The sequence below is a fragment of the Pseudomonas aestuarii genome, from assembly GCF_027988105.1.
Classification (GTDB): domain Bacteria; phylum Pseudomonadota; class Gammaproteobacteria; order Pseudomonadales; family Pseudomonadaceae; genus Aquipseudomonas; species Aquipseudomonas aestuarii.
This window is the reverse complement of sequence record NZ_JAQJZJ010000017.1, coordinates 1-23,199: the sequence shown is the minus strand read 5'-3', so window position 1 is coordinate 23,199 and position 23,199 is coordinate 1. Positions and strand designations below refer to the sequence as shown.

At 60.6% G+C, this 23,199-nt stretch carries 21 protein-coding genes and 1 pseudogene; 13 read left to right on the top strand and 9 right to left on the bottom strand.

Annotated elements, in window-relative coordinates; all coding sequences use genetic code 11:
- The first annotated feature begins 141 nt into the window (after positions 1 to 141).
- Positions 142 to 1,188, top strand: a complete 1,047-nt coding sequence (locus tag PH586_RS22790) for a Rieske 2Fe-2S domain-containing protein (protein ID WP_408637042.1) — start codon at positions 142 to 144, stop codon at positions 1,186 to 1,188.
- Positions 1,189 to 1,313: 125 nt separating this feature from the next.
- On the opposite strand, the gene PH586_RS22785 is transcribed toward PH586_RS22790, so the two are convergent.
- Genes PH586_RS22785 through PH586_RS22775 form a run of 3 tightly spaced genes read right to left on the bottom strand, consistent with a single transcriptional unit; the run spans position 1,314 to position 3,934 of the window.
- Complete coding sequence (locus PH586_RS22785) at positions 1,314 to 2,066, bottom strand: SDR family NAD(P)-dependent oxidoreductase (RefSeq protein WP_271350097.1); 753 nt, start codon at positions 2,064 to 2,066, stop codon at positions 1,314 to 1,316.
- A 13-nt stretch (positions 2,067 to 2,079) separates the two neighbouring features.
- The gene (gene hisD, locus PH586_RS22780) at positions 2,080 to 3,363 is read right to left on the bottom strand and encodes a histidinol dehydrogenase (protein ID WP_271350096.1); all 1,284 of its coding nucleotides are present in this window, start codon (positions 3,361 to 3,363) and stop codon (positions 2,080 to 2,082) included.
- A 16-nt stretch (positions 3,364 to 3,379) separates the two neighbouring features.
- Positions 3,380 to 3,934 (bottom strand): carboxymuconolactone decarboxylase family protein, encoded by a 555-nt coding sequence (locus PH586_RS22775; protein WP_271350095.1) that lies wholly within the window; start codon positions 3,932 to 3,934, stop codon positions 3,380 to 3,382.
- 168 nt (positions 3,935 to 4,102) lie between these two features.
- On the opposite strand from PH586_RS22775, the gene PH586_RS22770 reads away from it, so the two are divergent.
- Positions 4,103 to 5,170, top strand: a complete 1,068-nt coding sequence (locus tag PH586_RS22770; protein ID WP_271350094.1) for a LacI family DNA-binding transcriptional regulator — start codon at positions 4,103 to 4,105, stop codon at positions 5,168 to 5,170.
- Between the two features lie 36 nt (positions 5,171 to 5,206).
- Here the strand turns inward: PH586_RS22770 and PH586_RS22765 are convergent, their stop codons facing one another.
- Entirely contained in the window at positions 5,207 to 6,241 is a 1,035-nt protein-coding gene (locus PH586_RS22765) for an aromatic ring-hydroxylating dioxygenase subunit alpha (protein WP_271350093.1), read from the bottom strand.
- A 111-nt stretch (positions 6,242 to 6,352) separates the two neighbouring features.
- Here PH586_RS22765 and PH586_RS22760 point away from each other — a divergent pair, with 111 nt between their 5' ends.
- The 7 genes from PH586_RS22760 to PH586_RS22730 all read left to right on the top strand — a co-directional run bounded on the left by PH586_RS22760 (position 6,353) and on the right by PH586_RS22730 (position 12,391).
- Positions 6,353 to 7,375 carry a helix-turn-helix transcriptional regulator gene (locus PH586_RS22760; RefSeq protein ID WP_083491714.1) on the top strand — a complete coding sequence of 341 codons (1,023 nt, stop codon included), beginning with the start codon at positions 6,353 to 6,355 and terminating at the stop codon, positions 7,373 to 7,375.
- Positions 7,376 to 7,638: 263 nt separating this feature from the next.
- Positions 7,639 to 8,184: a Rieske (2Fe-2S) protein gene (locus PH586_RS22755; protein WP_271350092.1), complete on the top strand. Its 546-nt coding sequence runs from the start codon at positions 7,639 to 7,641 to the stop codon at positions 8,182 to 8,184.
- 73 nt (positions 8,185 to 8,257) lie between these two features.
- On the top strand, positions 8,258 to 9,271 hold the full coding sequence (locus PH586_RS22750) for an SMP-30/gluconolactonase/LRE family protein (RefSeq protein ID WP_271350091.1): 1,014 nt from the start codon (positions 8,258 to 8,260) through the stop codon (positions 9,269 to 9,271).
- A gap of 28 nt (positions 9,272 to 9,299) precedes the next feature.
- Positions 9,300 to 10,283 carry a fumarylacetoacetate hydrolase family protein gene (locus tag PH586_RS22745; protein ID WP_271350090.1) on the top strand — a complete coding sequence of 328 codons (984 nt, stop codon included), beginning with the start codon at positions 9,300 to 9,302 and terminating at the stop codon, positions 10,281 to 10,283.
- A gap of 4 nt (positions 10,284 to 10,287) precedes the next feature.
- Positions 10,288 to 11,235 carry an NAD-dependent epimerase/dehydratase family protein gene (locus PH586_RS22740; protein WP_271350089.1) on the top strand — a complete coding sequence of 316 codons (948 nt, stop codon included), beginning with the start codon at positions 10,288 to 10,290 and terminating at the stop codon, positions 11,233 to 11,235.
- A gap of 169 nt (positions 11,236 to 11,404) precedes the next feature.
- Positions 11,405 to 12,190, top strand: a complete 786-nt coding sequence (locus PH586_RS22735; protein ID WP_271350088.1) for a cyclase family protein — start codon at positions 11,405 to 11,407, stop codon at positions 12,188 to 12,190.
- A gap of 21 nt (positions 12,191 to 12,211) precedes the next feature.
- A complete protein-coding gene (locus PH586_RS22730; RefSeq protein ID WP_408637040.1) occupies positions 12,212 to 12,391 on the top strand; it encodes a helix-turn-helix domain-containing protein in 180 nt (59 codons plus the stop codon).
- 742 nt (positions 12,392 to 13,133) lie between these two features.
- On the opposite strand, the gene PH586_RS22725 is transcribed toward PH586_RS22730, so the two are convergent.
- The 3 genes and pseudogenes from PH586_RS22725 to PH586_RS22715 form a co-directional block, all read right to left on the bottom strand.
- Complete coding sequence (locus PH586_RS22725) at positions 13,134 to 13,547, bottom strand: hypothetical protein (RefSeq protein ID WP_271350127.1); 414 nt, start codon at positions 13,545 to 13,547, stop codon at positions 13,134 to 13,136.
- 3 nt (positions 13,548 to 13,550) lie between these two features.
- Positions 13,551 to 14,003, bottom strand: a complete 453-nt coding sequence (locus tag PH586_RS22720; RefSeq protein WP_271350087.1) for a hypothetical protein — start codon at positions 14,001 to 14,003, stop codon at positions 13,551 to 13,553.
- Between the two features lie 176 nt (positions 14,004 to 14,179).
- Positions 14,180 to 14,424, bottom strand: a pseudogene (locus tag PH586_RS22715) (IS110 family transposase); the annotation flags it as partial.
- Positions 14,425 to 14,582: 158 nt separating this feature from the next.
- Between PH586_RS22715 and PH586_RS22710 the strand changes: the two are divergent.
- Positions 14,583 to 16,874: a cytochrome c3 family protein gene (locus PH586_RS22710; protein ID WP_271350086.1), complete on the top strand. Its 2,292-nt coding sequence runs from the start codon at positions 14,583 to 14,585 to the stop codon at positions 16,872 to 16,874.
- On the opposite strand, the gene PH586_RS22705 is transcribed toward PH586_RS22710, so the two are convergent.
- Positions 16,859 to 17,911 (bottom strand): AraC family transcriptional regulator, encoded by a 1,053-nt coding sequence (locus tag PH586_RS22705; RefSeq protein ID WP_271350085.1) that lies wholly within the window; start codon positions 17,909 to 17,911, stop codon positions 16,859 to 16,861. The genes PH586_RS22710 and PH586_RS22705 overlap by 16 nt on opposite strands.
- 108 nt (positions 17,912 to 18,019) lie before the next feature.
- Positions 18,020 to 19,078, bottom strand: coding sequence for an AraC-like transcriptional regulator QhpR (qhpR, locus tag PH586_RS22700; RefSeq protein ID WP_271350084.1), 1,059 nt, complete (start codon positions 19,076 to 19,078; stop codon positions 18,020 to 18,022).
- 281 nt (positions 19,079 to 19,359) lie between these two features.
- Here qhpR and PH586_RS22695 point away from each other — a divergent pair, with 281 nt between their 5' ends.
- The 3 genes from PH586_RS22695 to PH586_RS22685 all read left to right on the top strand — a co-directional run bounded on the left by PH586_RS22695 (position 19,360) and on the right by PH586_RS22685 (position 23,105).
- Entirely contained in the window at positions 19,360 to 19,872 is a 513-nt protein-coding gene (locus PH586_RS22695) for a 2,4'-dihydroxyacetophenone dioxygenase family protein (RefSeq protein ID WP_238041314.1), read from the top strand.
- Positions 19,873 to 19,927: 55 nt separating this feature from the next.
- Complete coding sequence (locus PH586_RS22690) at positions 19,928 to 20,950, top strand: NAD-dependent epimerase/dehydratase family protein (RefSeq protein ID WP_271350083.1); 1,023 nt, start codon at positions 19,928 to 19,930, stop codon at positions 20,948 to 20,950.
- Between the two features lie 610 nt (positions 20,951 to 21,560).
- Entirely contained in the window at positions 21,561 to 23,105 is a 1,545-nt protein-coding gene (locus PH586_RS22685; RefSeq protein WP_271350082.1) for an arylsulfatase, read from the top strand.
- The last annotated feature ends 94 nt before the right edge of the window (positions 23,106 to 23,199 follow it).

The following is a 23,199-nucleotide window of genomic DNA, read 5'->3' as shown; positions in this document are numbered from 1 at the left end:
CGCAGCTTACATCTGTTCAGCGGGCGGCAGCCAGAGATGCCTGCAGGGGCTTCTGCTGCTGGGACCCGGGTACAGGGTAGCAAAGCGCGATCGCCGGTTGGGCGATGGCTTTTCGCATGGTTTGGTGAGGATAAAAACAATATGGCTTATCTACGAAACGTTTGGTACGTGGCCGCCTGGGATAACGAAGTGAAACCCGGTGAACTGTTTACTCGTATGCTGCTCGACGAGCAGGTGTTGTTCTTTCGCGACGAAGCGGGCATGGTCCAGGCGGTCCTCGACCGCTGCCCTCATCGCTTCGCTCCGCTTTCGATGGGCAAGCTGTGCGGCAATACCGTTCAGTGCGCCTATCATGGGCTGCAGTTCGACGGCTCCGGTGCCTGCACTAAAAATCCTCACGGCGACGGTGCTATACCGCGCGCGGCAAAGGTCAAGTCCTATCGCGTTGTCGAAAAATACAGCCTAATCTGGATCTGGATGGGCGATGATGAGCAGGCTGACGAGTCGCTGATTCCCGACTTTTCATGCATGGATCCGCAGCACATGTATGTCGCTAAGCGTTACCTGCTCGCCCGTGCGAACTATGTGCTTGAGTCGGACAATATCCTCGATCTGTCGCACATTCAGTACCTGCACCCCGGTACCTTGGGCAGCGATGACGTGAGTCAGTCCATCACCAAAGTCGAGCAGCAAGGCAATACGGTCTGGTCCTACCGCCTGATTGTGGCCGAGATCATGCCGGACTTCCTCTACGCAGCCATGGGAATTCCCGCCGGCACCACGGTTGATCGCTGGATCGATGTGCGCTGGGACGCGCCGGCCAACATGCTGTTGCTGGCCGGCGCAGTCGCGACCGGCGAGGCGCGCAGCGAGGGCCGGGAGACGCCGTTGCCGCACCTGTTCACGCCCGAGACCGAGACCACCACGCACTACTGGTTCGCTTTTCCGATGCCTCATGAACTGGGCGAGCAGGGCGCGCAAATTGCCGAGCAACAGGTCTCCGGCCTGTACGAGCCGTTCAGCAAGGAAGACTTGCCGATGCTCGAAGCGCAGCAAAAAGCGATTGGCGACGCCGATTTCTGGTCGCTCAAGCCAGTCCTGCTGCCCGGCGATGCGGGTGCTGTGCGTGCGCGGCGGGTACTGGACAAGCTTATTGCGGACGAGCAGGGCGCCCAGAACTCTGCTTGAACACAATGGCAGGCTAGGGAAGAAGGGGGCTCAGATACCAGGCTTTCAATTGCTGTGATGAGCTACTTCACTATGGGTGGTGCCCGGCGCAGCGTAGCTTGGCCGGGCACCACAGATATCACTGCTTAGGTCAGCGGCCTGCCGCCATCGACCGGGATAATCGCCCCGGTGGTGAAGGTCAGCTGCGTTGCCAGTGCGAGTACCGCTGCGGCCACTTCGTCAGGTTTGGCGAGCCGCTTGAGGGGCGTGCGTTCGGCCTGTTCGTTGCGCCAGTTGTCATCGAGCCCTTTAACGAACTCGGTGTCGGTCAGCCCCGGTGCTACTGACACCACTCGCACCGTCGGCGCCAAGGCGCGGGCGAGCGAGCGGGTCATGTTGTCCACCGCGGCCTTGGATGCGCAGTACATGACGTTGCTGCCCATTGCCGTGACCGCCGCGATCGAGGTGATATTCACCACCAGTCCATCACCGCTCTTTTGCAGCAACGGGCGCAGAGCGCGCACGCAGGCGAAGGGCCCGCGCACGTTCGTCGCAAGTATCTGATCGATCAGCGCATCGTCCAGACCATCCAGGTCGTCGTGGGCAACAAAACGTGTGGTGCCTGCGCAATTGACCAACAGGTCTAGCCGTCCGTAACGGCGTTCGACTTGCGCAGCCAGTTCGGCGAGTGCCGAGCTGTCAGTGACTGGCGCAGGGAGAGCCACGTGCTGCCGGCTCTCTCCCGGTAGCCCTGCAGCCAGACGCTCGGCCGGCTCGCGCGAGCCATTGTAGCCCACCACGATACTTGCACCTTCACGAGCCAGGTGCTGGCAGATCGCGGTGCCCAGCCCCCCTGCGCCACCGGTGACCAATGCCACCTTGCCTTTCAATGTATCCATGTCAGCGTTGTCCTCAGACAGTTTTTTTCATGCGGCGCACGCGGATATCTGCTTGTTCCTTATGGCCAGAGAAATGCTCCAGAGCGCACAGCCGTGAGCAGTACTCACCGATCATTACCGAGGCTTCATCAGTCAGTATGCGCTGATAGGTGTGGGTCTTGATGAACTTGCCGACCCATAGCCCGCCGGTGTAGCGGCCCGCACCCATGGTCGGCAGCGTGTGATTGGTACCGATCACCTTGTCGCCATAGGAGACGTTGGTACGAGCACCGAGGAACAGCCCGCCATAGTTGGTCATGCGCTCGAGGAACCAGTCCGGGTCACGGGTCATTACCTGTACATGCTCGGAGCAAATGCGCTCTGACTCCTGCAGCATTTCATCCTCGGTATCGCAGAGGATTATTTCTCCATATTCCTGCCAAGCCTGGCGGGCAACGGGTGCTGTATCCAGGCGTGCCAGTACCGCTTCGATTGCGGCTGGCAGCTGCTCGGCAATGGCCCTGCTGATCGTCACGCAGATGGCTGGAGAGGTTGGGCCATGTTCGGCTTGGCCCAGCAGATCGACTGCGACCAGCTCGGCGTCCACCGTATCGTCACAAATAACCATCGTCTCGGTCGGTCCGGCGAACAGGTCAATGCCGACGCGTCCGAACAGCTGGCGCTTGGCTTCGGCGACGTAGGCATTGCCCGGCCCAACGATCATGTCCACCGGAGCGATGGATTCGGTGCCCAACGCCATCGCCGCGACACCCTGAACGCCGCCCATCACGTAGATTTCATCGGCACCGGCCAAGGCCATCGCAGCAATGATTGCAGCTGACGGCTTGCCTTCGAACGGCGGGGCGCAGGCGATCACACGCTTTACGCCGGCCACCTTGGCTGTGAGCACGCTCATGTGAGCCGAGGCCAATAGCGGGTATTTGCCGCCGGGGATGTAACAACCAACCGAGTTGACCGGGATGTTCTTGTGGCCGAGCACTACGCCAGGGAGGGTTTCGACCTCGACGTCACGCATCGACATCAACTGGATCTGCGCGAAGCGGCGGATCTGCGCCTGAGCGAACTTGATATCCTGGATAGCTTGCGCGGATAGACTGTCGATGCATGTCTGGATCTCGTCCTGACTCAAACGCAAGGATGGCGGATTCCACTGGTCGAAACGCTCGGAGTACGTACGCACGGCCGCCTCTCCCTGCTGCTCGATATCGCGAATGATGGACTCGACGGTGGAGCGAACCTGCGCATTGAGCTCGGCCTTGGTCTCGACGGGCTTACCTTTTTTCAGATGGCGAATCATTGTTGTACTCCTGCTTTCATGGCTGTGGTTCGAGGGGGATGTCGAGCGCGATGAGAACGCGCGCGACCATGTTGTAGGCGGCAATCACACCGACCAGCTCGACCAGCTGCGTATCTCCGAGCCGACTGCGGAGATTGGTGAGCAGATCATGGTCGACTTGTAGTTGGTGGGTCATCTGGGTGGCGATAGTGAGGGCCTGGTGCTCGAGTGAGCTGAACAGCTCGGCAGTGGTTTCGCTCGCTGGGTTCGTCAGCGCCGCCAGTTGCGCCTCGCTACCGCTTAGGTTCAGGAAGACCTTGCTGTGCGCGGCATACTCGTAATGAGTGCCGGTCAGGACGGCCACCTTGCAAATAACCAGTTCGCGCAGGGGTGCCGACAGTGCGAGCTCGTTGCGGACCTTCCCAAGCAGTGCGCCCCAGCCTTGAGCGAATGGCACGCTGTGCATCAGCATGCGGTCGAGGTTCAGCAGCTGACCACCGCGTCGTGCGCGAACTTCGCGGGCTAGCTGGGCAAGCGACTCGCCGGCAGCATCGAGCTGTGCATCTGTAAGCAGGGGTGGCGTAGGGGTCATTGGGGCCTTCAATTGTGGTTTGCATACGTATGCAATTTAGCTGATCGTTTACATCTGCGCACTAAAAAACTGCTTATGTTCAGATTCGCTGCGTAACGACGTCATTTCGATCGGGCCGCTTATCTGCCAAGCTATGCCTCTCGAGGCGACGACTGGGCGAAGGTAGCAATGACTGGACAGATAGATGCATCGCGTCGCCCGATAACCGCCAAGGACGTGGCGCGTTTGGCCGGTGTGTCGCAATCCGCCGTGTCGCGCACCTTCACCCAGGGTGCGAGTGTCGGCCCCGCCACGCGAGAGAAGGTCAGGCAGGCGGCCACACAGCTCGGTTATCGCCCCAACCTACTGGCCCGTTCACTGATCACTAGTCGCTCCAACCTCGTCGGTGTGGTCGTGCCCAGCCTCGACAACCCTTTCTACGCCCAGGTGCTCGAACAGTTAAGCGCTTCGTTCGAGTCGCTCGGCTACCGCATCCTGCTGTTCTCCACGGCGAACCATGAGGACTCGGATCCGGTGCTGGAGGAGGTGCTGAGTTACCGCGTCGAGGCATTGATCCTGGTTTCCGCCAGCCTGTCGTCCAGCTTCGCCGAGCAATGCCATGCCATCGGACTGCCGGTGGTGCTGTTCAACCGACGGATCGACAACGACAACATTTCCAGCGTGACCAGCGACAACGTAACGGGGGCACGCATGATCGCCGCGTTTCTGATCGCGGCGGGCCATCGGCATATCGGTTTCATCGCGGGCAAACCGACGTCATCTACCGGCCGTGACCGCCAGCGTGCGTTCCATGAAGCGCTCGATGCTGCAGGACGGGGAGCGCCAGTCACCGAGGTTGGCGCGTTCACCTTCGAAGGCGGGGCCGCGGCCACTCGTCGCTTGCTGACGGCGCAGCCACAGATCGACGCGATCTTCTGCGCCAATGATGTCATGGCTCTGGCCGCGATCGGCGTCGCCAGTCATGAGTTCGGCCGGCATGTAGGCAAGGATATTTCGATCGTCGGATTCGACGATATCGCCATCAGCGCCTGGCCGACCTTTGCACTAACGACGTACCAGCAGCCCGTGGTACGGATGGTCGAGCGGACGGTGCGGATTATTCTCGATCAGCTTGAACGGCCCGGTAGTCGCGCCGTTGCCGAGATCATCGCCGGGCAGTTGGTGGTACGCCGCAGCGCGCACGCCCCGGAGCATGGCGTGGTGATACGCGACGGCCAGAGCATCTGGCAGCCCTGAGCCCGTTCCCCCCGGACCATCCGCGCCCAGGCTCACTTAGTCGGCCTGCTGCTCTTGTTCGATCATCCCGGCGAGAATCCGCCGAGCTCGAACTGCGCCCGCATCGCCTGCCAGCAGAATTGGCTTGAGCGACCAGAAATCGTCCGAGCCCATGAGCCGCTGTTGTGCCTCTACGATGGGTTTATCCTCGCCGGCGAATATGCCCACCAACATCTCGTTCAGCATTCGGTTGTACTCGATATCGTCCTGCAGAAACGAACGGGTGTTGGCGTAGAAGTAATGCGTGGTGTTTTCACTTTCCGGAGTCATCACGTGTAGGTTGGCGCTGGTCACCGCCAGCTCGTCCGAGCCTCCTGCGGGTGCGACGCCCGTGGACAGGTACATTGATGCAGGGGGCGACCAGACCACGTCAGTCCACACATCTGCGAGTGCCTGTGGATCCGGCAGGTGCGGGGCGAAAGCCGGCGGAGCCACCTCGTCAAAGGCTTCCCAGAGGATGCGCAGCCTGTTGCCGTCCAGTTCACTCAGCTTAGCTCCGACCCGGCTTAGGGCCCCGCCACCCAGTGTATCGGGGTGCAGGAAATCGACATGGCTCAGGTCCATAATGTTGTCGGTCAGCAGTTGATAATCGCTAAGGGTATGTAGATAACCCAGGTTGCGAGCGGTGGGTTTGGCTGCGCTGAGGAAGGCATAACCCGGTATAAGTGATGTATCGGCCTTGTCCGTATCTCCCATCCAGATCCAGACGGCCAGATGCTGCTCGATGACCGGGTACGCCTTGACTTGCGCCGCCTTGGGAATGCGGCCATCTCCATGCGGGTTGTGGCTGCATTTCCCAGCGCTGTGGAAGGTCAGCCCATGGTAGGGGCACCGCACACAGTCGCCTTGCAGCGTGCCCATGTGCAGCGGGGCAAAACGATGCGGGCAGCGATTGCTGATCGCCGCTACGCTGGTATCGGTTTTACGGTAGAACAGGATCGATTCGCCCAGCAGGGTTCGGTTGAACAAGGCGCCTTCGGCCAGCTCCTCGCTCCAGGCAGCCATGTACCAGGTATTACGCAAATAGTTCATCATTGTTTTCCTTTGCGGAGTGCACTTAAGACCGCACTATCCTGCGAATCTGGTAGACGAAACAGCCTTCAGAGTCCTATTTTACGACTAAATACTCTCATTTGGTGATGCGTGGATCTTTTGGGTGAGCTGCTTCTTTCCGTTCGGATTGATGCAAATTCTATTGGTGTACTGCACGCCGGGGCCGACTGGGGCATTACGATGCCGGTGATGGAACGGTCCGCTGCCACGCTGTACAGCGTGCTGCACGCGCCCTGTCTGCTGTTGCGCGAAGGCAAGGATGATCTGCTGCTGGTACCTGGCGATTCTGCCATCGTGCTGCGCGACACCGCCGTGGCATTCGCTTCCGCGTCGTGCGTCTCACGGGTCCCATTTATCGAACTATGGCGGAGGCAAGGCCTGCCTGAGGAATTCAGCGCGCGGTCGCGTCGCAGTGCGCCCATCCATTTTGGTTTTGACGCCCCTGATCGCACTCCCCGCTTGTTGACCATCGCCTACATGTTTCATGAGCCAGAGCGCAGCCCGCTGCTCTCCGGCTTGTCGGATGTTGTGGTACTTCGTGGAGGTGGCAGCGCCTCCTTGCCTTGGCTCGAGGCAACCCTGGACTGGCTGACGAGCGAAGACATAGCCCACAAGCCCGGTTATCTGGCACCCGCCTCGCTGCTGGCGGAGTTGGTGCTGACCAGCTTTCTCCGCGAGCACCTGCTGAGTGCCCCATTGGCCGGGGCCGGCTGGCTGCAAGCCCTGACTGATCCGCGGATGGCCCGAGCATTGACGGCCATGCATTCACAACCTGAACTGACTTGGACCGTCGTGACCCTGGCGCGCGAGGCCAGTCTGTCCCGTGCGGCTTTTGCTCGACGCTTTACCGCCTTGCTCGGTCAATCGCCGATCCAGTATCTGATTGGTTGCCGCATGCGTTACGCCGCCCGGTCATTGACGGACGGCAGGGTCACCGTCGCAGCCTTGGCTGAGCGGTATGGCTATCGCTCAGAGTCGGCGTTCCGTACCGCGTTCCGGAAGCATTTCGGCATGGCACCCCAGGCCTTTGCCCGAAGCACGAGAACGGCGAAGAACGATGGGGAACCAGTCGAGAGGCATCGCTCCGGCATGCAAGAGTCGCCCCTCCGATAATTCTTGCGAGCGTCCGCGCGCGTGGCCCGTTATTGCTTAAGCACAACAGCGTACCTTCTGGCGTCACCGAGATGGCCGAGCGGAGCGGTGCATCCGGCTCAGCGCCCTCGGCTATGGATTGAAGCGTTGCTCAGTGGACATTTACCCAGCCGCACCATTCAGAGTGCCTGCGTGATGCCCGAAAGCGAGATTCTGCTAGCCGACTGGGCCTGCTAGGCGGAAACGGGCGACTACAACTGTAGCCTGGAGCATCGTCAGAGGCATTGCTCGGTGCTTCATGTATTTCCTCCGGCGATACCTCGCATCGGAACAAGCGATTAGCCAAATTCGTGGTTCGGGGTGACCCTTCCAGTATTGGCTTTGCATCTGTTTTGTTTGCTGCAGCGCGAGGCTACCCGAACAACGAGAGATGTTGCTGGCTTATAGGCCAGAACATTCAAGTCGGCCTGATTTTCAGGCCCACTATAGAGGTTTTTACCCTGTTATTTCTTTGCAACCTGTGTGAGCTGAAGCACGGCTCTGCGCTTGGATTAGACCCATGGGAGCAGGGGCGTGACACGCTGCTGGCATTGCTCTACGACGGACGGCCCAAGGTGTACCGCAACAACTGCCCACACCAGAACGTGCCGATGCAGTACCGCAAGGACCGCTTCATGTCACCGGACGGCAGCCGCATCATCTGCTTTGCCCACGGTGCTTCCTTCAGGCCCGACAACGGGCTGTGCATCGATGGACCCTGCCTCGGTCAATCGCTGACGTCGCTGTCGTGCTTGGTTGATTCCGAGGGACGTGTCTGGCTCGAGTCTTAGACAAGGACAAATGCGGCCGCCTTAGTGGCTCCGTTCCCAACAATAAAAAGGCCGGACACCGGCTGAGGTACCCATGCAAAAAAACCCTCTGCTCGATTGGCAAGTTGATCGCGAATCCATCCGTTTCGTTGGCGATAACCTGCAGCGTCCCGAATGCATCATTGCCCAGCGTGACGGCACCCTGTGGAGCGCCGATGCGCGCGGCGGGGTGATGCGCATCGCTCCTGATGGCCACCAGAAGTTGCTGGCGCCGGCCCAGGCTGAAGTTGGCGATGCTTCATTCGAGCAACGCTTCGTGCAGTCACAGAATGCCTCCCTGCCTAACGGCCTCGCGATGACTGCCGAAGGTGACTTCATCATCTGTAACTGGGGTTTGGATCGCATTGAGCGACTCAACCGTAGCGGCGAGCTGCACGTGCTGCATGACAACCTCAATGGCCGGCCGCTGGGTAAAACCAACTTTCCGCTGCTCGATTCCAAGGGGCGGATCTGGTTCACGGTGACGACGCAGATGCAGCCCTGGACCGACTCGATTAACGCTGACGTGGCTGACGGCTATATCGGGATCATCGATGAGAAGGGCATGCGCATTGTTGCCGACGGTTTCTACGGCACCAACGAAATTCGCTTTGACGATAACGAAGAGTGGTTGTACGTCGTCGAAAGCAACGCTCGGCGCATTTCGCGCCTGCGCCTGCAGGACGATGGTGGCCTGACCGGGCGCGAAATATACGGGCCTGAAATGCTCGAAGGTTTCCCTGACGGCTTCGCCTTCGACAGTTTCGGCAACCTCTGGGTAACGCTGATCATGACCGATAAGCTAGTCGCTATCACCCCCCAAGGCGAATTGCTGACGTTGCTCGACGACAGTAATCCGCAGGCCACCGCCGAGCTGTACAAGCATCGAGATGCCAAGACTCTGACCCCGCCGTTGATGCTCGCCGCTCAGGGCGCACTGGCACCGTGGATGGCCAGTATTACGTTCGGCGGCCCGGATCTGCGAACCGTTTACCTGGGCAGCCTGCTGGGCACCCGGATCCCTACGTTCCGCTCGCCAGTGGCCGGCCAGGCCCTGATCCACTGGTGAATAACTACAACTAACAGGAAAACGATCAATGAAGCTTGCTACGTTGAAAAACGGTACACGCGATGGCCAGCTGGTGGTGGTTTCGCGCGACCTCAGCCGGGCCGTTAGCGCCCAGGAAATCGTCCCGACGATGCAGCTCGCGCTAGAGCAGTGGGATGTGTGCGAGCCTCGCCTGCAGGAGCTCTACGAGGTGCTGAACCGCAGACGCGCCGAGGGCGCCTTCGCTTTCGATCCAAGGCAGGCGATGGCCCCGCTGCCGCGTGCCTATCAGTTCGTCGACGCCTCGGCGTTTCTCAACCACGGCAACATCATGGAGCGTGCCTTCAACCTCTCGGTAAACGTTCCCGAGGGTGTGCCGATCCTGATCCAGCGCCAGGGTGACGACTTCCGCGGGCCTTTTGAGGACTACGAGTTCCCTAGCGAAGCCGATAACTGCGACTTCGAGGGCGAACTGGCCGCTATTACAGCGGACGTGCCGATGGGCGCAAGCGCCGGCGAGGCACAGCAGTGCATCCGGCTGTTCGCTCTCTTCAACGACGTGTCCATGCGTGGCCACCTGGCGCGCGAGTTGTCTATGGGCTTCGGCTTTATCCAAGCTAAACCGGCCTCGGCATTTGCGCCCGTTGCGGTCACCCCCGACGAACTCGGTGCTGCCTGGAAGGACGGACGCGTTCAGCTGGATCTGAAGGTGTCGCGCAACGGTGAATGGTTTGGCAACCCCAACGGCCGCGAAATGGATTTCAGTTTCGGCCAGCTGCTTAGCCACCTTGCCTACAACCGCAGGTTGGGGGCCGGCACCATGCTAGGCACCGGCACTTTCTCCAATCGTGACCACAAGAATGTGGGCTCAAGCTGCTTGGCCGAACGGCGGGCGCTGGAGATGATTGAGTTCGGCCAGCCCAGCACTCCTTTCATCGAGTACGGCGAGCGGCTGCGTTTTGAAATGTTCGACGAGCAGGGTGCCAGCCTGTTCGGCGCCATCGATCAACGTTTCGTCAGGCCACAGGAGTGATCGCATGCACGTGTTAATCACCGGAGCCAATGGCTTCGTCGGCCAATCGCTAGCGCGGCGACTGATCACCGATGGCGTGGTCGACGGTCGCCGCCTCGAGCGCCTGACGCTACTGGACTTGGATTTTCCGGAGTCCGCGACTGACTCGCGGGTAAGCCAGCTCAAGGGCAGCATCGCTGACAGCGGTGTGCTAGCTCGCGCGTTCGAGCACGGACCGATTGAAATGGTGTTCCATCTGGCGAGTATCCCGGGCGGGTTGGCCGAACGCGAGTTTGATCTCGGTCGCCAGGTCAATCTGGACGCAACCCAGTGGTTGCTCGAACTACTACGAAAGCAACAAAGCACGTCACGCCTGGTATTTGCCAGCACCATCGCGGTGTATGGCGCACCGATGCCGAGCCTGGTGACCGACGATACGCCGATGCGCCCATGCCTGAGCTACGCGGCGCAGAAACTGATGGGCGAGATTTTGGTTGATGACTATAGCCGTCGCGGCTGGGTCGACGGGATTTCCCTGCGCCTGCCCGGAATTGTCGCCCGCCCGGCGCAACCCTCAGGCCTGCTCTCGGCGTTCATGAGCGATGTATTCTGGAAACTCAAGGCAGGCGAGTCATTCGAGAGCCCGGTTTCACCGCAGGCAGTGGCCTGGTGGATGTCGGTTGGTCGCTGCGTGGACAACCTGTTGCACGCCGCGGGCTTGCCGGCTGACGCCCTGAAGTCGCGGCGCAGTATGGCGCTGCCGGTGCTACGACTGACCATGGCCGAGGTTATAGACGGCTTGTGCCAGCGATTCGGCGATGATCGGCGGACTCTGGTCAGTTATCGACCGAATGCGCAGTTGGAGGCGGTATTCGGAGCCTATCCACCGCTGCAGGCACACGCGGCCGAACAGCTGGGATTTCGCCACGACGGTGACGTCGGCGGCTTGATCGAACAAGCAATACTAGGTTGAGGTTGGCGCTTGGCGGATGCCCTCCATCCGGCAAGCGTTTTTTGTCATGCGGACGTTTCCGCCGATCTCCAGAGCGCGGCCTATTGTGTATGTTTGGGCGACTTCCCGGCGACCGGTGAAGTTCGCAGCGTAACTACAGCACGGCGCCTATGCGCCGGTAGGGAGTCGTATGAGAAACAGTAAACGCCGGATCGTTGATCTCTCTGTAACCCTGGACAACAACCCATACACTGACCCGCCACCCCTGCTGCCTAAGATCGAATATACCGATCACCAGGAAGGATGGCCGCAGATGGCGGCGATGTTCCCCGGGTTGAGTCTCGACCAGCTGCCTGGCAACGAAAGCTGGGCAGCCGAGTACCTACATATCACCACGCACAGCGGCACCCATATGGACGCGCCCTGGCATTACGCCTCGACTACCGATGGCGGAAAACCGGCCTTCGGCATCGACGAGCTGCCGCTGGATTGGTGCTTGCAGCCCGGTGTTAAGCTCGACTTTCGCCACCTGCCGGATGGCCACGTGGTCACCGCGGCCGAGGTCCAGGCGGAACTCGATCGCATCGGCCACGAGTTGCAAACCCTCGACATTGTGCTGGTCAACACCCGCGCCGGTGCACTGTTCGGTCAACCCGGTTACTTGGACGCCGGCGTGGGCATGGGCCGTGAAGCCACTCTATATCTACTTAAGCGCGGTGTGCGCGTGGTCGGTACCGACGCATGGAGCTGGGACGCACCGTTCAAGTACACCCGAGAACGCTTTGCCGAAAGCGGTGACGCCTCGATTATCTGGGAAGGGCATAAGGCCGGCCGTGATATCGGCTATGGGCAGATGGAAAAACTCTCTAACCTGGAAAGCTTGCCAGCCAAGGGCTTTGAGGTTTCGTGCTTTCCGTACAAGATAAAGCACGCCTCGGCTGGTTTCGTCCGCGCCGTCGCGATCTTCGAAGATTGACGTAAAAAATCGGACTAAGCGATGCGCTATCATGGCCTGGACCTCAACCTGCTTGCGTTGCTCGAAGCCTTGCGCGTCGAGCAGAATGTCACCCGAGCGGCACTGCGGCTGAACCTCACGCAATCGGCTGTGAGCGCTGCGCTCGGTCGCTTGCGTGAGCATTTCGGGATCCGTTGTTCGCCTTGGTCGGTGGCCGAATGATGCGCAGCCCTTGACCGCGAGAACGCCGTGATAGGGGGAGAAGGAACAGCAAGGCCGTTATTCCACCTATCTTATGGGTGCCACCAGCAAGCGGAGCGTGCAGGCTTTGAGTTTGTATCGGGATAGGCGAGCGTTGGCTGGTCTTGCAGAGGATTGAAAATTTGGTGGTAAAAAAGTGGTACGGGACGGTTTGTTGTGCCTAGTTAAGGCCAATAGATTCTGGGTCTGAGCGCTTCAGTGCTTCCAGTCCATCAGTGGCCGAGGGGAATTGTGGTGTATTGGGTCGATTCGCTTGTGTATCAGCCCAAGCCGTCCACATGGCAGCTTGTTGTTGCGTTTATTCAGGGATCCAGCAGTGTGGCCTCCGTGGCAGCCAACTGACTGGGCCGAGGGACTTTTGCGGGGAATCGTTGAAAATCGTCCGACATCGTTGGGCCTCGATTGCAGCGAGCGCCATTGTTTAGTACTTTTAAATCAATGCCTTATGAGCGGCATGCATAGATGGGGTGCTAGGGGTCGAGTGTTCGAATCACTCCGTCCCGACCATATAATCCTAGAAAATCCAGTCACTTAGCGGTGACTGGATTTTTTTATGGGCGGGTGTTTGGTGGGGTACTCCAATTTTGCCCCACTTTTTGCCCCACCGAAAAATCTCTGCTGGAGTTGCTCATTCCATTCTCATCGCTGGGCTTGCCTTTCTAGGGGGAGCGTCTGTCAGGCTCTTGTTCTGCCAAGAGGTGACTCAGTCATCTTCTTCTCGCGTAATTGGAGCCATCTGGAGGTAGGTACGGCCGTTGATGATGTCTTCGATCATGTCTGGCTTCATGCTGGTCTGAGGCGGCTCTGGTGTTTTAGTGCTGGGTGGCTCGACTTTCCTGGTCTCTGCATTTGTCGTCGATAGAGGTTGCTGCTCAACCATTGCTCCATTGGGGCATTCTTTGTCCGCAGTGACGTCTTGTTCGTTGTGGGGTTCTTTGAGGTCTGTCATGAGATCACGCATGCCGATCTCCTCGGCATGGCCACGCAGGCGGTCGTAACGCGCCGTGTTGGCGACAGGCGCGTCCTTGAGCGGCAAGTGGGTCTCGACAGAGGGCGGTGGCGCGGCCGATGTCAGTCGCGCCACGACATTTAGGATGTGTTCGGCGCTCAGCGGCAACAGCTATGTCTTGTCTGTCTTGGTAGTAACCGGCATGGCTTCGTTGTTCAGCTGGTTGGCTATGCTGTCGCGCAACCATTCTGCCTCCAGCTCGCCACGGCCCTTGTAGTCATCCCAGTCCTCCAATGGGCTGAAATCGCTCTTGAGGCTCTGTGCGGATGTGGCGTCAGTTGCTGGGGTTGGCTCAGTGGGCGAGCGATTCTCTTCTTGGTGGTATTGGTTGTGGAGGGCCATCGTTGGGGCGTCCTGCTCAAGTTCAACAGTGGTGGCAGGCTCACGACGGGCCTCGGGTGATTGTGGGGAGAGACGATCGCCTTCCAGAACCCGATAGGCCTGAGTTGGCACTCGACGGGCTGTCGAGCTATCTCGCTCCTCAGGGCTTGAGAGGGGCGTGAATTCTGCGTTGGTAATGGGCTGCGTTGCGACGGTATCCGGGTTGTATGTGAAGTCGCGCATGACCTTGAGCTTTTCGGTGTTGACGCCTAATCGCAAGGCGACCGAGCGAGTCGGTAGCGCGGGGTCATGCGATCTGGCCCAAACACTGATGGGCACACTGCTGACAACAATTGAATCGCCCCGGGTTTTCTAGACACTCCCCAAGTTCTGATAGCCCGCGCTGCCAGCACCAGGTTCCGAATGAGCCGCGCCCACTGCTCGCGCAGGTTCTCCAAAAATATCGGAGGCGCCTGACTTTCTGCATCGGCGAAGGCATCCGCAATGGCTTTGCTCAGCTGGGCATAACTCTCGGGCAGCAGAATCCCAAGTGCATAAAACAGGCCCCGTAAGCTGTTGCTCTGCATCATGCGAAATTTCAGCAGTTGGCGAAGATGCGATGCAGCGAGAGCAGCGCCTGCTGATCAGCCTGGTTTACCGCGACGTATGCGCCATGTGAATCAGCCGGCGGAGTAACGTTTTTAGGATTATAGGTAGTCAAACCTGGCGTGATCTGCCAAGCCGGTTCTCCGGCCAGTCGCTAGACTGCGTGGCTTCGGCGTATTGGCCGAATACATCACTGAGACTGCCTGAGGAGGCCCTTTGGCCGCTTTTCAATATCTGCTTGGCCTGGGGGGGCTTCTTCTGGTTGCCCTGGCCGCATACGGCGAGGATGCGCAGCTGCCGGCGCTGTCTACGCAGGCGGCTGGCTATGCGCCGGCAGCGAGTTGCCAAGGCTGCCATGTCGAGCAAGCGAAGGTTTGGGCTCAGTCCGACCATGCCTGGGCACTGCGCGATGCCAATGAACAGAACGTGCTGGGCGACTTCGGCGGTGTGCGTTTCTCCGACAGCGGCGTCGCGGCGCGCTTCTTTCGCCAAGACAGCAAGTTCCTGGTCAACACCGAGGGCTCGGATGGCAAGGCGCAGGACTTCGAGATTCGCTACACCTTCGGCCACTACCCATTGCAGCAGTACCTGGTTGCCTTCCCTGGGGGCAAGTTGCAGGCGCTGACCATCGCCTGGGACAGTCGGGCGAAGGGTGAAGGTGGTCAACGCTGGTTCTCGCTTTATCCTGGCCATCGCTTCAGGCCCGAGGACTCATTGCACTGGACCGGGCGCTACCAGAACTGGAACGCCATGTGTGCGGACTGCCACTCCACCAACCTGCAGAAGCACTACGACGACCATACCGATACGTTTGCCACCACCTGGAGCGAGCAGACTGTCGGCTGCCAGGCCTGCCACGGCCCCGCTCAGGCGCATGTCGACTGGGCGGCGAACTACCCGGCGGGCGCCGCCGGGAATGCCGCCTCCGCGACCGAGATGGGCCTGAAGGTCGACTTCAAGGCACTGGGCGGCAAGGGCCTGATCGAGCAGTGCGCCTTCTGCCATAGTCGCCGCCAGGGGTTGGGAGTGGGCCAGCAGCCCGGGCATCCGCTGCTCGATGCCGCGCTGCCGGCAACCCTGCGTCCGGATCTCTATCACGCCGATGGGCAGATCCAGGGCGAGGTCTATGTGTATGGCTCGTTCACCCAAAGCAAGATGTACGTCGCGGGGGTTACCTGCACCGACTGTCATGACCCGCACAGTTCGCTGGTCAAGCTGGAGGGCAATGCACTCTGTGGCCAGTGCCACCAGCAAGAGCCGTCGGCGCGCTTCCCTGGCCTGCAGGCGAAGCACTATGACAGCGTCGAACACCACCACCATGCGCCGGGTTCCCAGGGGGCGCAGTGCGTCAATTGCCACATGCCCGCCACCACCTACATGGGCGTGGATTCGCGCCGAGACCACAGCTTCCGGTTGCCGCGCCCGGACCTGTCGCAGAAGACAGCCAGCCCGGACGCCTGCACCCGCTGCCATGAAGACAAGGACGCCAGCTGGGCGGCAACCCAGATCGACAGCTGGTTCGACGCACCGAACCGCCCGCCGCACTATGGTGAAGCCTTGCACGCTGCGCGACAGGGCAGCCGCGATGCCGTGCAGCGCCTGGCCGAAGTGATTGGCGATCTGGGCAAGCCCGAGATCGTCCGGGCAACCGCCGCCGAGCGGTTGGCCGACCTGGGGGCGCCGGCCATACCGACTCTGGAGGCCGCCCTGAAGCAGGACAGTGCACTGGTCCGCGCCTATGCGATACCGGCTTTCGCCGAACTGCCGCCGGTAGAGCGAGTCAGGCGGCTGCTGCCACTGCTCGACGATGACAACCGGGCGGTGCGTGATGAGGCGCTGCGGGCCTTGTCCGGTATTCCGCGGATCGCCCTTCCCGAAGCGCGTCGGGCAGCATTCCAGACTGCACTGGCGGACTACGAGAAGAGGCTGCGTGGCAACGCCGATCTGCCAGGCAACCGGCTTAACCTGGCCGTGCTGCTGGAGCGCGAGGAGCGCAAGCTGGAGGCCCTGGAGCAGTACCGCATTGCCTTGCGCCTGGACCCTTATTTCGCCCCGGCGCGGGTCAACCTGGCGACCCTGGCCAATGACACACTGCGGGCGGACGAGGCGGTCCAAGTGCTGAAAGAGGGCCTGGCGCTGCCGGATATGCCTGGCGGCGACAGGGGCAACCTCGCCTATATGCTGGCCCTGCTGCTGGTCGAGCATGGCCAGCCGGGACAAGCGGTCGACTGGATGGGGGAGGCGGCCAAGGCGCTGCCGGACAATCCGCGGATCCACTACAACCACGGCCTGCTTTTGCTCCAGTTGCAGCGCAGGGATGAAGCCCGGGCGTCATTGGAGGCAGGTCTGGCCCTGGCACCGGATGATGCCGACCTGCTGTATGGACTGATTTTCCTGCACGGTTCGGCGGGTGATCGCGAGCGGGCGATGGGTTACGCCAGGCGCATGCGCCAGGTTGCCCCGTCAGATCCTCGTCTGCCCGCCGTACTGCGTCAGCTGGGCTTGTAGCGGCGGCTCCTGAGTAGGTGTGGCTGCTTGTTCGGACAGTGCTGCTTCTGCCACTCGCGGGGGCTGACCGAGAACCAGCGATGAAAGGCGCGGCAGAATGCACTGAGGTCGGAGTAGCCGAGCAGCCCCGACATCTGCGCCAGGCTGATCGACGGGTCTTCCAGGTAGTGGCGGGCCATCGATTGGCGTGTCTCGTCGAGCAGGTCCTGGAAAGAGATCCCTTCCTGAGCCAGTCGGCGTTGTAGTGCGCGCGGATTGAAGGCCATGCAGTCGGCGATTTTCTCTATGGTCACGCGGCCACTGGGCAGGAGGTTGCGCAGCAGCTGTTTGACATGGCAGGGCAAATCGTCGGCGGTCAGGCGTTCCATGTTGCCGATGTGTTCCTCAAGCAACCGATGCAGCGTCACGTCCGCTGAGTTGAGCGGCAAGTCGAGGGCGTCGGAGCTGAAGACCAGGCCGGGGCAGCTGGCCTCGAAAGTCGGGATCAGGCCCAGGGTGCGCCGGTAGGCGGCGGGATCCGTCAGCGGGGCATGCCTGAGTAGCACGGCGCCCGGCTGCCAGCTGCCGCCCACCAGGGTTCGCATCAGCTTTACGCCGATGCCTATGGCCAGTTCCTCGGCCTGACAGACGCCCGGCAGGTCGGACTCGATGATGTGATAGCTGAGAACGGCCAGTTCGCCCTCCAGCTCGAGCCGGACCTCTGCGGCGCCGTTCTGAAGTGAGTAATTCTGGCGCAGCTCTGTCAGCGCGGCGCCGACCGTCTTCGCGTTGCGAATCAGGTAGAGCAGGGGGCCGAAGATGCTGACACCCTGGTGCAGTCCATATTGCAGGCCGAACAGCGGGTTGCCCGATTGCAACTCGCAGAGGTCCAGTAGGGCGCAGAAACGCCGATAGGAGAGGATGCCTTCCGGCCGTCGCAGGAGCTCCGCCGGTAGCGAGACGCGGCGGAGCATCTCCACGGGGTTAAGCCCCTGGCTGGAGGCAAATTCCTCGAAGCAGGACAGACTGAGTGCACGGACAAACGGGTTCACATTCATAGTTTTTATTCTTATAGGGTCGATCGGCGCCACATCTAAGTGTAGCGGGCGATTTCAGCCTGCAATGCCATCGTTGGGCATGCATGACGCGAAGTGAAACGGCCAGATTCAGTCAGGCCGTGACTGTTGGCTGGCGGCTTCTCCTGCATGCAACCTGCCAGCCTGATCCTGGATATAACGCTGCTTCCACTTGCGCGGGCTTGCACCGTTCCAACGGGTAAAAGCACGGGAGAAGGTGCTGAGCTCGGCATAGCCAAGCAGCCCGGCAAGTTGTGTCAGGCTGATCGACGAGTCGCAGATGTAGCGTATGGACATCGACTGTCGGGTCTTGTCCAGCAGCTCCTGGAAGCCGGTGTCTTCCGCCAGGAGATAACGCTGCAGCGTGCGCGGACTGATCATCATGTACCCGGCCACGTCCTCGATGGTGACCTTGCCATTGGGCAGCATGTCCCATAGCAGTCTCTGCACGTAAGCCGGTAGCTCCTGCAGGGTGATCCGCTCCAGGTCTTGCACATGGCGCTGGATCAGTTGCTGGAGTCGTTCGTCCGCAGCGCTCAGCTGCGCATCCAGCAGCCGGGCATCAAATACCCAGGCATTGCACTGGCTGTCGAACCGCGGTGTGACACCCAGCAGGTGCCTGTAGACACTCGGTGCGGCAGCGGCGGAGTGGCGTAGCTGCAAAGCGCTTGGATGCCAGCGGCTGCCCAACAGACTTTGCATCAAACGCGTACCCACTCCCATGGCCAGTTCGACGTCTTGCCGTACGGATGTGGCATCGCCATCGGTCACATCGTAGGTGAGCCATGCGTTCTCGCCGTGGAACTCGAGGCGGACTTCCCCTCCGCTGCTGTGGACATGGAAAAACGTTTTCAAGGCCTTGAGCGCCTCATGCACGGTCTTGGCGTTCTGGATGATATACAGCAGGTTTCCGAGCACCTGCGCACCCTGATGCAGACCGAACTGCAGGCCGAACAACGGATTGCCGGATTGCTTGGCACACAGATCCAGCAGCGCGATGTACCTCGAATAGGCAATCATGCTTTCCAGACGCTCCGGTGTATCGACGGGCAGCCCGACGTCCATCAGCAGTTGGCGTGGGTCGAGGCCCTGGCTGGAGGCGAACTCGTCAAATCCCAGAAGGGCGATGGCACGGACTACGGAGGTCATATCAAGTGCCCAGTTGAGTCAGCGAGGATGCCGGGATTTGATGTGACGAATCCGGGCCTGCGCTCGCGGCGGCGTTGAAAATATAGCCCTGCCAATAGCGGGCTCCCGACCGGGTGTGTTGCCACACCCTTGGACATGGATGCTACACCCGAGGGCTGATCGCTGGATGTGCGTGTCGCTAATTGTCTGGTTTATGGCGTGATATGCAAAGCTATATGAGTGATTGAGCGCGACAGTAACAGTGTCGGAAATCTGCCAATCCCCTCACAATGAGAACAATTATGGCCTTCCCAACTATCATTGCCGATCATAAAAGCCTGCTCACGCTCAATACCAATGAGCTGCCTACCTACCACGACGCCCTGGTTCCGGGGGTCGATGTACAACCGCTGTTCCTCGACCCGGTGGGCGGCGTGTGGGTGCTGCGCGTCAAGTTTCACCCCGGGGTACTCCTGCCCACGCATTACCACACCGGCGTGGTGCACCTGTTTACCATGTCTGGCTGCTGGAACTATGTTGAGTATCCCGACCAGCCGCAGACCGCTGGCAGCTACCTGTTCGAGCCGGGTGGCTCGATCCACAGCCTCATGGTGCCGGCCGACAATACCGAGATCACCGACACTTTCATGGTCGTCCATGGCGCCAACGTCAACTTCGACCAGGACGGCAACTACCTCGGCCTGATGGACGCCAGCGACATCATGAGGATGATCGACGAGCTGATCCGCGACCGTGGCCTGGAACCGGCCCGCTACATCCGCCCGCAGCAGCCCGACTACACCACCGGCGCCTGATGACCTGGCGCGGCAGCCCGAGCAGGCTGCCGCGGCATCGATCGAGAACAATAAAATGACTGATACCCAGATGCCCGTCGGCGCCGATGGCCAGACGCCGGGCCTGCCTGCCAGTGTATTCATCACGGGCGCCAACGGCTTCATCGGTCGGGCGCTGCTCAACCGCTACCGGGCGTTGGGCGTCGAGGTGCGCGGCATGGATCTGCAGGCCGACCCGGCGCACGGCGTGGTTGCCGGCAACCTGACCCAGCCGTCGCAGTGGGCCGAGCACGCCAAGGGCTGCGAGTTGTTCATCAACACGGCGGCAATCGTTTCCCTGGCCGCCTCCTGGGAGGCCTATCGCGCGGTCTCGGTCGCTGGCGTGCGTAACTGTCTCGACGCTGCCATCGCCGGTGGCGCCAAGCGCTTCGTGCAGTTTTCCTCGATTGCGGCGATGGGCTGGGACTACACCAGCGCGGCCGATGAAAAGAATGGCGTGGTGATCGGTTCCGACTATCGCTACGGCGTTGCCAAGGGCGCCTGCGAGCATATGGTGCTGGCGGCACACGCCGCTGGCGAGATCGACTGCACCGTCATACGGCCAGCCGATGTTTATGGCCCTGGCTCGCGAGCCTGGCTCAGTGAGCCGCTGAAGATGGCCAAGTCCGGCAATCTGCTGCTGCCTAACGGCGGTAGCGGCATCTTTGCCCCGGTCTTTGTCGATGACCTGCTTGACGGCGTGATGCTGGCGGCCGGCTTGCCTCAGGCTAGCGGGCAGATCTTCATCATCGGCGGCGAAGAGGCGGTCAGTTGCATGGACTTCTTCTCCAACCACTGGCGCTGGTCCGGTCGCACCGGCTCGCCGCGTACCCTCCCGCTGGCAGTGGCGGTACTGCTCACCCGGATGATCTGGGGATTTAACACGCTGTTCAGGCGACCAAACGAGGTGGCCCCGGATGTCATGTACATGTTTGCGCGCAAGGCCGGCGTGTCCAGTGCCAAGGCGCGAAAGCTGTTGGGTTACCAGCCCAAGGTGAAGCTGGAGGAAGGGCTTCGCCGTTCCGAAACCTGGTTGCGCGAGACCGGGCAACTGGGCTGATAGCCAGGGTGCAGAGGATTTTGTCTAACCGGGGCTGGGCGTACTGCGGTGGCAGCCAGCCTTGGTAACTGATAGCAGACTCGGGGTCGTACACACTACGCGTCCCCCTCTTGTGGGGCATTCCCAGGCCACCCATTGCTTAAAGCGGTGGGTGGTTTTTTTTGTGAGGGTGAGGGCGTGATCCAGTGAGGCAAGGCGACCAACGTCTGTTCGCAGGTATGACAGGTATGGATTATGGCGCTATCTGCAAAGTTTTCTGGCTTGGCGGCGACCAGAATCAAAGCTTCCAAGAACAAAAGACACTGCATTCGGTTCAAGGCCGGATGACGGAGGTTACCAATGCGTCCAATCCTGCTCGTCTGCCTGGCCGTGGCTTTGATCGCCGGCACTGCCTACCTCACCACTCGGCCTACCCCAATGAGTGTGGCCAGCCCCCCGGTGGGAATTCCAGTCGCCACTATCGGTGAGGTCTTCAGGTATTACTGACCGACTGGGCTTCAGCCGTTGGCGCTGGGCGAGCTGATCTTGTCGGCTACGCTTGCCCTTATGTGCGAAGTCGCGGCGCCACTCTCGAACAACAATCAGAATGAGAACCCTAGGGGTGAACAAAATGGGAACACAGCTCAAGCGCTGGTGCAGCACCGTCATGCTCTTGGCTTCGGCCTGCATGGCATCGGTCGCGGTTGCCGCGAACAAGCCGAACATTGTGGTGATCTTTGGCGATGACATCGGCATCACCAATATCAGCAAGTACAGTCACGGCTTAATGGGTTATCCAACGCCCAGCATCGACCGTATTGCCAACGAAGGCATGATGTTCACCGACTACTACGGCGAGCAGAGTTGCACTGCCGGGCGCTCGGCTTTTATCACCGGCCAGCACCCGGTACGTACGGGATTGACCAAGGTGGGTTTCCCTGGCGCGCCCGTGGGCCTTAAGCCCGAAGATCCGACCCTGGCCGAGCTGCTCAAACCACTGGGCTACACCTCGGGGCAGTTCGGTAAGAACCACCTGGGCGACCGCGACGAGTACCTGCCGACCAACCATGGTTTCGACGAGTTTTTCGGCAACCTCTACCACCTCAACGCCGAGGAGGGTCCCGAGGATCCGGACTGGACCAAGAATCCGGCCATCGACAAAATTATTCGCCCGCGCGGCGTGATCCGGAGCAGCGCCGATGGCAAGGTCGAGGATCTCGGGCCGCTGACCAAGAAGCGCATGGAGACCATCGACGAAGAGTTCCTCGGTGCCTCGCTCGACTTCATGGATCGCGCGGCCAAGGCCGACAAGCCGTTCTTCGTCTGGTTCAACTCGACGCGCATGCACTACTACACCCACATCAGCGAGAAGGTGGCGGGCAAGTCTGGGCAGGGCTTCTACAACGATGGCATGGTTGAGCACGATGGGCATGTCGGTCAGCTGCTGAAAAAACTCGATGACCTCGGCATCGCCGACAACACCATCGTCATCTACTCCACCGACAACGGTGTGCACTTCAACCAATGGCCGGATGCGGGCATCACCCCGTTCCGCGGCGAGAAGAACACCAACTGGGAAGGTGGCTTCCGCGTGCCTGCCGTAGTGCGCTGGCCGAATCACATCAAAGCCAACAGCGTTTCCAACGAGATCATGTCGCACCAGGACTGGCTGCCAACCCTGATGGCGGCTGTGGGTGAAACCAACGTCAAGGAACAACTGCTCAAGGGTTACCAGGCCGGCGGCAAGAGCTTCAAGGTTCACCTCGATGGCTACAACTTCCTGCCGTATCTGCTGGGCAAGGAGCCGAAGGCACCGCGCAGCGATTTCTACTACTTCAGCGACGACGGCAAGCTGCTGGCCGTGCGCGATGGCGACTGGAAGGTGGTATTCGCCGAGCAGCGCGCGCACCGCTTCGATGTCTGGCGCGACCCCTTCGTTGACCTGCGCGCGCCCAAAGTCTTCAATCTGCGGCGCGATCCGTTCGAGCGCGCGGACACCGACTCCAACAGCTACAACGTTTGGTGGGACAAGAAAGCCCCCATAGTCGCCATGCCGGCGATGATCAGGGTTCAGCAGTTCCTCAGCACCTTCAAGGAATTTCCGCCGCGCCAGCGCCCGGCGACGTTCACCGTCGACCAGATGCTGGAGAAGTTCATGCGCTATCAGGCGCAATGAAACAAAAAACGGGCGCCTAGGCGCCCGTTTTCATCGTTCACGGGCAATTTTCCGGCAAGGGCAACAGCAATGCCGGGTTGGCCGCCCCCCCCCC